General features: G+C 68.7%; 10 protein-coding genes. 5 read left to right on the forward strand and 5 right to left on the reverse strand.

The features are described 5' to 3' along the window. The first annotated feature begins 2 nt into the window (after positions 1-2). Entirely contained in the window at positions 3-1,178 is a 1,176-nt protein-coding gene (locus L6E10_RS20325; protein ID WP_236221046.1) for an MFS transporter, read from the forward strand. On the opposite strand, the gene L6E10_RS20330 is transcribed toward L6E10_RS20325, so the two are convergent. The 3 genes from L6E10_RS20330 to L6E10_RS20340 all read right to left on the reverse strand — a co-directional run bounded on the left by L6E10_RS20330 (position 1,151) and on the right by L6E10_RS20340 (position 6,201). Beyond that, complete coding sequence (locus tag L6E10_RS20330) at positions 1,151-1,690, reverse strand: DUF3455 domain-containing protein (RefSeq protein ID WP_236221047.1); 540 nt, start codon at positions 1,688-1,690, stop codon at positions 1,151-1,153. The two genes, L6E10_RS20325 and L6E10_RS20330, sit on opposite strands and share 28 nt — an antisense overlap. A gap of 266 nt (positions 1,691-1,956) precedes the next feature. After that, positions 1,957-4,050 carry a PhoX family phosphatase gene (locus tag L6E10_RS20335; RefSeq protein WP_236221048.1) on the reverse strand — a complete coding sequence of 698 codons (2,094 nt, stop codon included), beginning with the start codon at positions 4,048-4,050 and terminating at the stop codon, positions 1,957-1,959. Positions 4,051-4,179: 129 nt separating this feature from the next. Further along, on the reverse strand, positions 4,180-6,201 hold the full coding sequence (locus L6E10_RS20340) for a PhoX family phosphatase (protein ID WP_236221049.1): 2,022 nt from the start codon (positions 6,199-6,201) through the stop codon (positions 4,180-4,182). A gap of 249 nt (positions 6,202-6,450) precedes the next feature. Between L6E10_RS20340 and L6E10_RS20345 the strand changes: the two genes are divergently transcribed. Further along, complete coding sequence (locus tag L6E10_RS20345; protein ID WP_236221050.1) at positions 6,451-7,080, forward strand: HAD family phosphatase; 630 nt, start codon at positions 6,451-6,453, stop codon at positions 7,078-7,080. Between the two features lie 99 nt (positions 7,081-7,179). Continuing rightward, positions 7,180-7,914, forward strand: coding sequence for an SDR family NAD(P)-dependent oxidoreductase (locus tag L6E10_RS20350; protein ID WP_236221051.1), 735 nt, complete (start codon positions 7,180-7,182; stop codon positions 7,912-7,914). A 37-nt stretch (positions 7,915-7,951) separates the two neighbouring features. Here L6E10_RS20350 and L6E10_RS20355 read toward each other — a convergent pair whose 3' ends face one another. Both L6E10_RS20355 and L6E10_RS20360 read right to left on the reverse strand, forming a co-directional pair. Then, complete coding sequence (locus L6E10_RS20355; protein ID WP_236221052.1) at positions 7,952-9,037, reverse strand: inositol-3-phosphate synthase; 1,086 nt, start codon at positions 9,035-9,037, stop codon at positions 7,952-7,954. A 31-nt stretch (positions 9,038-9,068) separates the two neighbouring features. Next, entirely contained in the window at positions 9,069-9,614 is a 546-nt protein-coding gene (locus L6E10_RS20360) for a PadR family transcriptional regulator (RefSeq protein WP_236221053.1), read from the reverse strand. 165 nt (positions 9,615-9,779) lie between these two features. Between L6E10_RS20360 and L6E10_RS20365 the strand changes: the two genes are divergently transcribed. Next, positions 9,780-10,178 carry a DUF5318 domain-containing protein gene (locus L6E10_RS20365; RefSeq protein WP_236221054.1) on the forward strand — a complete coding sequence of 133 codons (399 nt, stop codon included), beginning with the start codon at positions 9,780-9,782 and terminating at the stop codon, positions 10,176-10,178. A gap of 404 nt (positions 10,179-10,582) precedes the next feature. Continuing rightward, the gene (locus L6E10_RS20375) at positions 10,583-13,030 is read left to right on the forward strand and encodes a transglycosylase domain-containing protein (protein WP_275676716.1); all 2,448 of its coding nucleotides are present in this window, start codon (positions 10,583-10,585) and stop codon (positions 13,028-13,030) included. Positions 13,031-13,172 lie beyond the last annotated feature (142 nt).

Below are 13,172 nucleotides of genomic sequence, written 5' to 3' on the forward strand. Positions count from 1 at the left end.
TAGTGCCCAAGAAGTTGATCCTGCCGTACCTGTGCCTGCTCTACTTCATCAACTACCTGGACCGGGTCAACATCGGCTTCGCCGGGCCGAACGGCATGTCGGAGGAGCTCCGGCTCAGCGCGACGGTGTTCGGGTTCGCGTCCGGGGTGTTCTTCCTCGGCTACCTCCTGCTGGAGGTGCCGAGCAACCTCGCGCTGCACAGGTTCGGGGCTCGCAGGTGGATCGCGCGGATCATGGTCAGCTGGGGGATCGTCGCCACGGCCATGGCGTTCGTGCCCAACGGGACCGTGCTGATCGTGCTGCGGTTCCTGCTCGGTGTGGCGGAGGCCGGGTTCTTCCCCGGGATCATCCTGTACCTGACCTACTGGTACCCGCAGAAGGACCGGGCGCGGATCGTCGCGCTGTTCATGGTGGCGGTGCCGATCTCGACGGCGCTCGGGGCGACGTTCAGCGGGTTGCTGATCCAGTGGTTCGACTGGCGCACGATGTTCCTGGTGGAGGGGCTGCCGGCGATCGCGCTGGCGTTCGTGACGTGGTTCTGGCTGCCGGACAAGCCCGCCGAAGCCGTCGAGCAGCCGCGGGAGGAGCACTGGCCGTTGAAGAAGGTTTTCACGCACCCGCGGGTCCTGGCGTTGAGCTTCGTGTACTTCGGGATCGTGTACGGGCTCTACACGTTGGGGTTCTTCCTGCCCACGATCATCAAGGGGCTGGCGCCGGGGGCGGGCATCGTCGAGCGCGGGCTGATCAACGCGATCCCGTACGTCCTCGGCGCGGTCGCCATGGTCCTGTGGGCCAGGCACGGCGACCGCACCGGGGAACGGAAGTGGCACGTCGCCGCACCCATGCTGCTCGGTGGCGCGGCGATCCCCGTGGCCCTCTACCTGGAGAACCCCGTCGCGGCGATGGTGGCCGTGTCGGTGTGCGCCATCGGGGTCTGCGCCGCCCTGCCGACGTTCTGGGCGCTTCCCACGAGTTTTCTCGGCGGCACGGCGGCGGCGGGTGGCATCGCGTTGATCAATTCGCTCGGCAACGTGAGCGGCTTCGCGGCGCCGTACGTCACCGGGTGGCTGAGCGACCTGACCGGGACCCAGAAGACGGGCCTCTGGGTCGTCGGCGTCACGATGGTCGCGGCAGCGGTGGTCGCGCTCGTTCAGAGGGCGGGCACGGAGAAGGTGTAGAGCGCCTCGTAGCGGACGGAGGTCTGGGCGCCCTCGGTGCAGCCGCCGGTCGGCGCGAGACCGCCCTTGGTGTTGAGGCGCTGCACGTAGCTGACCCCGGCGAACACCCCGGAGCCCCTGGTGGACTTCGCCTTCAGCAGGAGCTCCGGAACGGCTCCGGCGACCTCGCTGCGGGCGCCGTCGACCGGCGCCGCCTCGACCGCGCTGCCGTCGACGGTGGAGACCCAGACCGGACCGCGCGAGTGCAGTCCGACCGCCCTGCCGAGCCGGTCGGCCAGGGTGGCGGCGGGTTCGAGGCCCTTCCACGCCCCCGCTGTGCAGGTGTAGGTCTGCACGCCCTTCGCGTAGAACCTCTCGACGACCTTGTTGCCGGGCGGAACCTGGACCGCGGGTGCGACCCTCGCGGCGGCTTCGCTCGTGGCAGCCGGCGTCGGCGCGGCGGTGGAGCCGACGCCTCCCGCCAGGATGCCCAGGAGAGTGGACGAGACCAGGACCAAGCCTGCGCGTTTCATCACGTCCGGGCCTACGGGAAGGTCAACGGACCGGTTCAGTTCCGTCTCAGCCGGCGGACTTGAAGAAGGTGCGGAGCGCCTTGCAGGGCACGGACGTCTGCGCGCCAGACCAGAAGAGGAGCAGTGGACCAGCACGACGCACAACCACTTCGAAGCAGACAGCCGATGTGGACGTTCCCTTGGCTGTCCGCGGTGCAGCCACCCCTCACCCGGAGGAGCGGCTGCACCGGTTCACCGGGCGTGCGTGAGCCGGACCACGGAGATGATCAGTCGCAGATCTTGCGGCGGTCCTCGCGCCACACCACCGCGACCGACGGACGCGGCTGCGAGGTGCCACCGTCCGGCCAGTGCGACACCGGGTTGGCGGCCGAGGCGCCGTCGACCTCACCGGGGTGCTGCACCGACACCAGCACGAAGTCCTCGGTGATGACCGGGCCGCAGGTCTCCGCGCCCTTCGGCACCGTCAGGAACTGCTTGACCTGACCGCGGCGCTTGCCGGAGACCGGCACCGCGAACAGGCCGTCGTTGGAGCCCAGCGCGTTGCCGTCGGTGGAGACCCACAGGTTGCCGTGCGTGTCGAACGCGACGTTGTCCGGGCACGAGATCGGGCTGACCTGCGACTTGTCGAAGCCGCCGAAGTACGTGCCGGGGTCCTTCGGGTCACCGCAGACCAGCAGCAGCTTCCACGAGAACGTCAGCGCCGTGTTGTCGCTGCGGCGCTCCTCGATCTCCAGGACGTGGCCGTGCTTGTTGCCGTTGCGCGGGTTGACCTCGGTCGGCCCTTCCTTGCCCACCTTGCCGCGGTCGGTGTTGTTGGTGAGCGCGGCGTAGATCCGGCGGTTGTGCGTCGAGGGCTCGACGTCCTCCGGGCGGTCCATCTTGGTGGCGCCCACCTTGTCGGCGGCCAGGCGCGTGAAGATGTAGACCTCCTCGGCGGTGAAGCCCGGCACGAACGACCTGTCGTTGTGCGCCAGCGCGATCCACTCGCCCGAACCGTCGAACTCGCCGTCCGCGGGCAGCTTGCCGGTGCCGTCGATCTCGGCGGCCGGGCTGTCACCGGTGAACTTGGCGACGTAGAGCGTTCCCTTTTCGAGCAGCTTCTTGTTGTGCTCGCGGGCGCGCTTCGAGTTGCCCTTCATGTAGCGCTCGTCGGTGACGAACTTGTACATGTAGTCGAAGCGCTCGTCGTCACCCATGTACGCGACGACACGGCCGTCCTTGGCGACGATGACGTTCGCGCCCTCGTGCTTGAAGCGGCCGAGCGCGGTGTGCTTGACCGGCGTCGACTTCGGGTCGAGCGGGTCGATCTCGACGATCCAGCCGAAGCGGTTGGCCTCGTTCGGCTCCTGGGCCAGGTCGAAGCGCTTGTCGAACTTCTCCCACTGGCGCGTTGTCGCGCCGCCGCTCATGCCGTAGCGGGCGAGCTTGGCCTTCGTGTCCGGGTCGGTGACCTGGCTCGCGTTGGCGAAGTACTGGTTGAAGTTCTCCTCGCCGGACAGGATCGTGCCCCACGGCGTGACGCCACCGGCGCAGTTGTTCAGCGTGCCCAGGACCTTCTTGCCGGACGGGTCGGCGGAGGTCTTGAGGTACTTCGACCCGGCCGCGGGACCGCGCACCTCGAACGACGAGGTGACCGTGACCCGGCGGTTGTACTTCTTCATGTCGTCCTTGCAGACGACGAGCTTGCCGGTGCGGTGGTCGCGGTCGACCATCACGACGGACATGCCGTGCGCGGCCCACGCGATCTTGGCGTGGCGTTCGGTGACCTTGTCGGCCGCCCAGTCCTCGAACATGAAGGACTCGGACGAGTACTCGTGGTTGCTCACCATGAGCCAGCTGTCCCAGGAGCCCGGCACCGGGACGAGGCCGCAGAAGTCGTTGTTGAAGCCGAACTGCTTGGCCTGCGCCTCGGGCGTCTGGTTGTCGAAGTCGAACTCCGGCGCGTCGGGCAGCACCGCGTCACCCCAGCGGATGACGACGTCCTGCCGGAAGCCCTTCGGCACGGAGATCTGGTCGAGGGTGTTGGGCGCCACCGGCTCGAAGTTCAGACCGTCGTTGCCGTGGCCGCCGCGCCCGAGGGCCTCGGCGTCGGCGTGCGCCGGAGCGGCGGCGGCGGAACCGGAGAACGCGAGCGCACCGGCACCGGCGGCCGCGACGACGGCACCGGCCTTCAGCATGCCGCGACGGCTCACGACCTCCTTGACGACGTCACCGAAGTACGCGTTGCGCGAGGTGTTGGGCGCGTCGTGCGCACAGGCGTTGCCGCAACGGAACTCGCAGGTGACCGCCTGACGCCCGAGCGGGTGGTTCGTCGGGAGCAGGGGCAGCAGGCGGCGGCCCCGATCGGTGGGTGAGGACACGCAGGCCTCCGAGATCGGTCAGTGTGGGAACTGGCCGAACCTAAGAGCCGAACGAGATCGCCCGCCGTCCTGCAGGTGAACGGCAGGCGAACTCGTACTACACCCCTACGACGACAGCACGCAGGGTGATCAACCGATCTCACCCAGCTGACGGCGGCCCTTGCGCCACACGGCGACGACCGACGGACGCGGCCTGCTGGTGCCGCGGTCCGGCCAGTTCGACACGGGCTTGTCCGCGCTCGCGCCGTCCACCTCGCCGGGGTGCTGCACGCACACGGTGATCACCCGCTCGCCGATCACCGGTCCGCAGGTCTCACCGCCGCGCGGCACGGTGAGGAACAGCTTGAGGTGACCGCGTTCCGGCCCTTCGAGCGGCACGCCGTAGAGGCCGTCGTTGAGCCCGTCGAGCTTGCCGTCCGCGTCCGTGGAGATCCACAGGTTGCCGTGCCGGTCGAACGCCACGTTGTCCGGGCTGGAGATCGGGCTGACCTGCGACTTGTCGTAGCCGCCGAAGTAGGTGCCCGGGTCGTCGGGGAAGCCGCAGACGAGGAACAGGCCCCAGTCGAACGTCAGCGCGAGCGCGTCGCCCCGCCGTTCGGTGATCTCCAGCACCTGGCCGTGGCGGTTGTTGACCCGCGGGTTCGGCTCGGTCGCGCCCTCCTTGCCGGGCGTGACACCGCGTTCGACGTTGTTGCTGAGCGCGCAGTAGACCGTACCGGTGCGCGGGTGGCACTGGATGTCCTCGGGGCGGTCCATCTTCGTCGCGCCGACCTTGTCCGCGGCGAGGCGCGTGAACACGTACACCTCTTCGGCGGTCATGCCGGGCACGAAGGACCTGTCGCCCGCCGCCAGCGGGATCCACTCGCCGGTGCCGTCGAACTTGCCGTCGCTCGGCAGCTTCCCGGTGCCGTCGATCTCGCTCACGGGGCTGTCGCCCTTGAACCGGCCCACGTACAGGGTGCCGTCGTCGAGCAGCGTCATGTTGTGGCGGCGTGCGGCCTTGCTGTTGCCGCGCTTCATCTTGCCGTTGGAGATGAACTTGTAGATGTACTCGAACCGCTCGTCGTCACCGGAGTAGGCGACGATGCGGCCGTCGTCGGCGACGCGGATGTTCGCGGTCTCGTGCTTGAAGCGGCCGAGGTGGGTGTGCTTGACCGGGGTGGAGTCCGGGTCGTGCGGGTCGAGCTCGATGACCCAGCCGAACCTGTTGACCTCGTTGGGTTCCTGCGCGAGGTCCCAGCGCTTGTCGAAGCGCTCCCACTTGCGGGTGGTCGCGTTCCCGGTGACGCCGTAGCGGGTCAGGCGCGGGTCGTTGCGGCCGGCGGCGTTGGCGAAGTACTGGTTGAAGTTCTCCTCGCCGGACAGGATCGTGCCCCACGGCGTGACACCGCCGGCGCAGTTGTTGATCGTGCCGAGCACCCTGCGGCCGGTCGGGTCGACGGAGGTCTTGAGCAGGTCGCTGCCCGCGGCGGGACCCCGCACCTCGAACGGCGTGTGCAGCGTGATGCGGCGGTTGTACTTGCTGAACTTCGGCCGGTAGTGCCCGGAGAACAGCGACCGCTTGATCATGAAGACGGACAGGCCGTGCGCGGCCCAGCCGATCTTCACCTGCTCCTCGGTCGGGTTGTTCGGGTCGTACCCGCGGAACATGAACGTCTCGCTGGTGTACTCGTGGTTCGTGACCATGATCCCGCTCAGTTCCAGCGGGTCCAGCGGCAGGATCGCGGCGAAGTCGCAGTTGAAGCCGAACTGCTTCTCCTGCTTGGCGGCGGTCTGGTCGTCGAAGTCGAACTCGGGGACGCCGGGGAACAGCGGGTCGCCCCAGCGGATCACGATCCCCTGCTCGTACCCCTCGGGGACGACGACCTCGTCCAGGGTGTTGACCTCGACGGGCTTGAAGTCGAGCCCCTTCGGCGGGCGGTGGCCCTGCGCCTGCGCGGGGGCCGCGGCGGCGGTCGCGGGCAGGGCGACCGTCGCGGTGGCCGCGACCACGGCACCGGCCTTGAGGGCGGTGCGGCGGCTGACCAGGTCGCCGAAGTAGGGGTTGTCGGAGGTGTTCGGGACGTCGTGGAAGCACGCGTCCCCGCAGCGGTACTCGCACGTCACCGCTGCTCTGCCGACGCGGTGGTTGACGAGAGGCAGAGGAATCATGGTGGAGGGCCTCCTACGGTCGGCTGGGGAACCGCACCCGACCGTAGGCGTCCGTTCATGCTTTGTTAACCCACAAGTTGTTCACCCGCGAGCACAGCTTCGGACGGAACGCCCCTTGTGCCCGCGCGGTTGAACGTCGGCAGAGCACGCCGGCGTGGCGACGACGACCAGCGCGGGCCCGCCGACGAGCGTGCGCTTGGCCCCGAACCGCGCCGTCGCGGCGACGACCGCGCGGGTACGGTTCCCGGTGTGGATGCGGTGATCTTCGACCTCGACGGCGTGCTGATCGACTCCGAGCAGGTGTGGGACGAGGTGCGCCAGTCGTTCGCCGCCGCGCACGGCGGGACGTGGACGGCCACCGCCACCCGTGACATGCAGGGGATGTCGACGCCGGAGTGGGGCGCGTACCTGGTCGAGGCGGTCGGGGTGCGCCTGGAGCCCGAGGAGGCCTCCGCCGGGGTGATCGCCGAGATGGAGAAGGCCTACGCGGCCCACCTGCCGGTGGTTCCCGGTGCCGTCGAGGCTGTTCGCGCGGTGGCCTCGCGGTTCCCGGTGGCGATCGCTTCCTCGGCGCCCGCCGTGCTGATCAGGGTCTTCCTCGACGTGACAGGGCTGCCGGTGCCCGTGGCCGTGTCTTCGGAGGAGTGCGCTGCCGGGAAGCCCTCGCCGGACGTGTACCTGCTGGCGGCTGCACGGCTCGGGGTGTCCGCCGCTTCCTGCTATGCGGTCGAGGACTCGACGAACGGGTTGAAGGCGGCGCTGGCCGCGGGGATGACCGTGCTCGCGGTGCCGAACCCGCACTTCCCGCCCGCCGCGGAGGTGCTGGAGCAGGTGCGGGTGCTGGGGTCGATCTCGGAGCTGCCGGCTGCGCTGGCGTGACGCATCTCCTGCTGCCTCTGCCGGCAGGTCTGGTGCTGAGCACCAGAACCACGGCCAGGTGCCTCCCGCAGGGCGCCGTCTGTCCTTAGCGTGGCGTCCATGACGCAACGAGTTGCTGTGGTCACCGGCACCGCGCAGGGCATGGGTCGGCGCATCGCCGAGGTGCTGCGCGAGGACGGGTACGCCGTCGTCGGCTTCGACCTGCGGGAGAGCGAGGGCGGGATCGTCGGCAACGTGGCGAGCGCCGCGGACGTCCAGCGCCTGACCGAGCACGTCCTCGACACCCACCAACGGGTCGACGTGCTGGTCAACAACGCCGGCATCGCGGGCATCGTGCCGTTCGAGGACACGAGCCTCGAGCAGTGGGAGCGGATCATGGCGGTCAACCTGACCGGGCCGTTCCTGCTCACGCAGGCGCTGGGCAGGGTGATGCTCGAGCAGCGCGGCGGCAGCGTCGTCAACATCGCGTCCGTCGCCGGGTTGCAGGGGGTGGCGGACCGGGCCGCCTACAACACCACCAAGCACGGGTTGATCGGGTTGACGCGCACGCTCGCCGTCGAGTGGGGCGGGCGGGGGATCAGGGTCAACGCCGTGTGCCCCGGCTGGGTCAAGACCGAGATGGACGTCGAGTCGCAGGCCGGCGGCTACTACGTGGACGACGACATCACCGACCACGTGCCGGCGGGGAGGTTCGCGGCGCCGGACGACATCGCGCAGGCCGTGCGGTTCCTGGCGAGCGACAACGCGAAGTACGTCAACGGTGTCGCACTGCCCGTCGACGGCGGGTGGACCGCGGACGGCAGCTGGCAGAAGCTCAGGCTCTCGAAGCGCTGAGAAGAGGGGCCGCCCGGGAAGGCGGCCCCTCCTCCGATCAGGCTTCGCCGCGGATGAACGCCTCGACGGCCTCGTGCGCCTCGGAGTCCGAGTACTGCACGGGCGGGGACTTCATGAAGTACGACGACGCCGAGAGGATCGGGCCGCCGATGCCACGGTCGAGGGCGATCTTCGCCGCGCGGACCGCGTCGATGATGATGCCCGCGGAGTTCGGGGAGTCCCAGACCTCCAGCTTGTACTCGAGGTTCAGCGGCACGTCGCCGAACGCGCGACCCTCGAGGCGCACGTAGGCCCACTTGCGGTCGTCGAGCCACGCCACGTAGTCCGACGGGCCGATGTGGACGTTGCGCTTGCCCATCTCGCGGTCCACCTGGGACGTGACGGCCTGGGTCTTGGAGACCTTCTTGGACTCCAGGCGCTCCAGTTCCTTCATGTTCAGGAAGTCCATGTTGCCGCCGACGTTCAGCTGCATGGTGCGGTCGAGCTGCACACCGCGGTCCTCGAAGAGCTTCGCCAGCACGCGGTGCGTGATGGTGGCGCCCACCTGGGACTTGATGTCGTCACCGACGATCGGGACGCCGGCGGCGCGGAACTTCTCCGCCCACTCCGGGTCCGAGGCGATGAAGACGGGCAGGGCGTTGACGAACGCCACACCGGCGTCGATGGCGCACTGGGCGTAGAAGCGGTCCGCTTCCTCCGACCCCACCGGCAGGTACGAGACGAGCACGTCGACCTCGGCCTCGCGCAGCGCCGCGACGACGTCCACCGGCTCGAAGTCGGACTCCTCGATCGTCTCGCGGTAGAACCGGCCGAGACCGTCGTAGGTGTGCCCGCGCTGGACGACGACGCCGAGGGGCGGCACGTCCGCGATCTTGATGGTGTTGTTCTCGCTGGCCCCGATCGCCTCGGCGAGGTCGACACCGACCTTCTTCGCGTCCACGTCGAACGCTGCGACGAACTCGACGTCGCGCACGTGGTAGTCACCGAACTGCACGTGCATCAGACCGGGCACGCGGGTGCTCGGGTCGGCGTCACGGTAGTAGTGGACGCCCTGCACCAGCGACGCCGCGCAGTTGCCAACCCCGACGATGGCCACTCGAACGGTGCGGCGGTTTTCGCCCATTGCCGAGTCCTCCTTGATCAACTTTGAAGTCCTACTCGTCCTGCTCGGACAGTTCGTGCTTCTCGTGCGCGATGAGCTCGTTGAGCCACCGCACCTCGCGCTCCGTGCTCTCCAGGCCCTGCCTGTGCAGCTCACGCGTGTAGCGGTCGATCTGCTCACCCGTGCGCGTGAGCCGCTCGCGCAGCCCCTCCCTGCGTTCTTCGACACACCGCCGGCGGCCCTCCAGGATGCGCATCCTGACGTCGGCCGGCGTGCGTGAGAAGAACGCCAGGTGGACTCCGAACGAGTCGTCGTCCCAGGTCTGCGGGCCCGCGTCGGAGAGGAGTTCGGCGAACCGCTCCTTGCCCTCCGGTGTGAGCTTGTAGACCTTGCGCGCCCGACGTCCCCAAGAAAGCGCCGACTCTTCCGGCCCCTCCTCCACGATCAGGCCCGCACGCTGGAGTCGCCGCAGTGTTGGGTACAGCGATCCGTACGAGAACGCTCGAAACGCTCCGAGCAGGTCATGCAAGCGCTTGCGCAGCTCGTAGCCGTGCATGGGCGCCTCGTGCAGCAGGCCGAGCAGCGCGAACTCGAACACGAGTCACCTCCTCGCGCCTGCACCGATAGGTGAGGCGATTATATCGATGCGATACATCGGTGGGTCCTCTCAACTGTGGGATGTGGCACACCGTGATACCGCGTCCGGGCCCGCTGCCCTGAACGGCCCATCATGGCCAAAGCGGCCGGCACGTACTCTTGTCTCGTGTTGACCCAACGACAGGTGGTGGACTACTCGCTGCAGCGCCGCGCGCTGCTGGCGGAGGTCTATGCCGGTCGCACGGGCACCATGGAGGTCTGCGACGCGTCCCCGTACCTGCTGCGAGCTGCGAAGTTCCACGGAACGGCGACCGAAGTGCCGTGCCCGGTCTGCCGGAAGGAACCGCTCACGCACGTCTCGTGGGTCTACGGCGACGAGCTCAAGCACGCGGCCGGCTCGGCCCGCGCACCCGAAGAACTCGCGAAGATGGCGAACCTCTTCGAGGAGTTCTCCGTGTACGTGGTGGAGGTTTGCCGCACGTGCAGTTGGAACCACCTGGTGCAGTCATACGTCCTGGGGAAGCGTGGGCTGGAAAAGCCACGCAGGAGGACCGCGGCGGAATGACCCACAGGTGACACTGCTCCGAATGAAGTACGACCACCGAACCGTGTGCTGACGCACGCCGGTCTGGGAGGCCTTTTCACGTGAACGACCAGCATGATGACAGGCAGCGCGGAGGCGAACCGCAATGGCCGACCGGGGACGACCCGGACGGCGGCGGCACGAGACGCGATGTCCCGAATCAGCCGCGACCGGGAACTCCGCCCGGCGGTTTCGCGCGCCCTCCCCAGGGTGGCACGCCGCCCGGTGGTTTCCCACAGCAGCAGCCCCCACGCCGCCCGAACGGACCAGGCGGTCCGCAGGGTGGGCCCGGTGGCCCGCAGGGCGGTCCCGGCCGTCCGCCCGGTCCCGGCGGTCCTGGTGGACCCGGCGGTCCCGCCGGCCGTCCCCCGACGCCTCCCGGCGGCATGCCGATCGCCCCGCCTCCCGGTGGCCGCCGCCCCGGTGGTCCCGGCGGTCCCGGCCCCCAGGGCGGTCCCGGTCGTCCCGGCGTTCCCCCGCGCAACCCCGGTGAGGAACGCACCACGCAGATGCCGCCGGTCAACCGGCCGACGCAGCGCGAACCGGAGCTGATCACCCACCGCGAGCCGGAGGACGAGTTCCTCATGGCGGGCGTCGGTGCCGGTGTCGCCGACGATGACGACGACTACGAGTACGACGACGAGCCGGAGCTCACCGAAGAGGAGGAGCGCCGCCTGCGCAAGAAGAAGCTCTGGAAGCGCGTCCGGATCGGTGCGTTCGTCGCGATCGGCCTGATGATCCTCGGGCCGGTGATCGCCGTCGCCGTCGCGTACCCGCTGGTCGACTGGCCGCGGCCGAACGACATCGCGGCCGACCAGGACAAGACGATCACGCTGCTCTACTCGGACGGCACCGAGATGGGCAAGATCACCTCACCCGGTCAGAACCGCACGATGCTGACGTACGAGGAGATCCCGGACACCGTCAAGAACGCGGTCATGGCCGCGGAGGACGCGAACTTCTACGACAACCCCGGCTTCGACGCCAAGGCCATCGTCCGCGCCGTCTGGATCCAGGCGACCGGCGGCAGCAGTGGTGGTTCCGGTCTGACGCAGCAGTACATCAAGAAGGCGACGGGCAAGGAAGAAGCCACGATCACCCGCAAGTTCACGGAGCTCGTCAAGGCCTACAAGATGAGCAACGAGTCGGACCACAACACGATCCTCACCGCGTACCTGAACACGGTGTACTTCGGTCGTGGCGCCAACGGCATGAAGGCGGCGGCGCAGGTCTACTACGACAAGGAGATGAAGGAGCTCACGCCTTCCGAGGCGGCCCTCATCGCCGGCATGATCCAGACGCCCTCGTGGTCGGAGGACCAGGAGTACTCGAAGAAGCGCTGGGAGTTCGTGATGCTCCAGATGCTTCAGAAGAAGTGGATCAGCCAGGCCGACTACGACGCGCGCCAGTACCCGACGCCCCTGCCGTTCGAGCAGACGCAGCCCGCCGGTCTCGACGGCCCGCTCGCCCGCGTGAGCCAGCAGGTCCAGAACGAGATCGACAGCCAGCTGATCGGTCTCACGATGGAGAAGGCGCAGAAGGTCGGCGTCACGGTCCACACCACCATCGACCCGAAGATGCAGCAGGCCGCGGTCGACGCCGTGAACTCCGTCATGCAGGGCCAGGACCCGGAGCTGCGCACGTCGCTCAGCGCGATCGAGCCGCAGTCCGGCGCCGTCAGGGCGTACTACCCGGGCAAGGACGGTCTGAAGGGCATCGACTACGCCAAGGGCACGATCCAGGAGGCCGGCTCGTCGTTCAAGCCGTTCGACCTGGTCGCCGCCCTGAAGATGGGCAAGGGCATCGGCGACACCTACGACAGCACGCCGCGCACGATCGCCGGCGTTCCGATCCGCAACGCCTCGAACACGACGTGCGGCAAGGAATGCACGATCAGGCAGGCCATGAAGGAGTCGCTCAACACCGTGTTCTACGACATGGTGGCGAGCCCGAACGGCACGGGCACGGTCGCCGTCGCGAACGCGGCGTACGAGGCCGGCATTCCGAAGAGCGTCATGGTCGACGGCAAGGCGAAGCAGCTGCTGGTCGGTGAAGGCGGCGGCAAGCCCAACGCCGGTATCGCCATCGGCGCCGACAACGCCCAGGTGCGGCCGTTCGACATGGCCTCGGCCTACGCGACGTTCGCCGCCCGCGGCATCTACCGCGCGCCGTTCTTCGTCACGAAGATCGCGGGCCCGAACGGCGACGTCCTCTACCAGCACGTCGACCAGCCGGTCCCGGCCTTCGACCCGGTGGAGGAGAAGAGCCGCGACATCGCCGACAACGTCACCGAGGCGTTGAAGGAGATCCCGACCTACTCGAAGATCGGCTGCGCGGGCAACCGCGAGTGCGCCGGCAAGACCGGTACGCACGAGCTCGACGGCAGCATCGACCAGAACTCGAAGGCGTGGATGGTCGGCTACACGCCGCAGCTCGCCGCCTCGGTCTGGATGGGCAAGGACGCCGGCAACGTGCCGATCAAGAACAAGGAAGGCAGGGCGATCTTCGGTTCGGGTCTCCCCGGCCAGATCTGGAAGAAGTTCATGGACGGGGCTCTCGCGGGCGCTCAGAAGGAGCCGTTCGCGAAGCCCAAGCCCCTCGGCAACTTCAACCCGCCGCGGAAGTCGGAGCCGCCACCCCCGTCCAACACGCCGTCCAACACCCCGTCGAACACGCCGTCGTCGAACACGCCGGAGTCCCCGACGAGGCCGACCAAGCCGACGGGCGAGCCGTGCCAGGGCCTGATCTGTCCTCCGAGCAACCCGAACACCTCGACGTCGTCGAAGCCGGGACCCGGAAACCCGACGGGGGGCCGCGACCCCGGCGACACCTGAACGCCCGGGTTGATCTGAGGAACTGAACACCGAACGGGCCCGGCGCCGATGCGCCGGGCCCGTTCCGTTGCCCGGCACCGCACGGCCGGACCGAGATCGGTCCAGGGATGTTGACCACGGTCAAACGGTCTTGGCCGTAACA

It is taken from the genome of Lentzea sp. CC55 (assembly GCF_021056325.1).
Lineage (GTDB): Bacteria > Actinomycetota > Actinomycetes > Mycobacteriales > Pseudonocardiaceae > Lentzea > Lentzea jiangxiensis.

Excerpts from the sequence above, each read along its gene's own strand:
- L6E10_RS20330 (WP_236221047.1), bottom strand. The coding sequence starts at position 1,690 with ATGAAACGCGCAGGCTTGGTCCTGGTCTCGTCCACTCTCCTGGGCATC.
- L6E10_RS20340 (WP_236221049.1), bottom strand. The coding sequence starts at position 6,201 with ATGATTCCTCTGCCTCTCGTCAACCACCGCGTCGGCAGAGCAGCGGTG.
- L6E10_RS20350 (WP_236221051.1), top strand. The coding sequence starts at position 7,180 with ATGACGCAACGAGTTGCTGTGGTCACCGGCACCGCGCAGGGCATGGGT.
- L6E10_RS20355 (WP_236221052.1), bottom strand. The coding sequence starts at position 9,037 with ATGGGCGAAAACCGCCGCACCGTTCGAGTGGCCATCGTCGGGGTTGGC.
- L6E10_RS20375 (WP_275676716.1), top strand. The coding sequence starts at position 10,583 with ATGCCGATCGCCCCGCCTCCCGGTGGCCGCCGCCCCGGTGGTCCCGGC.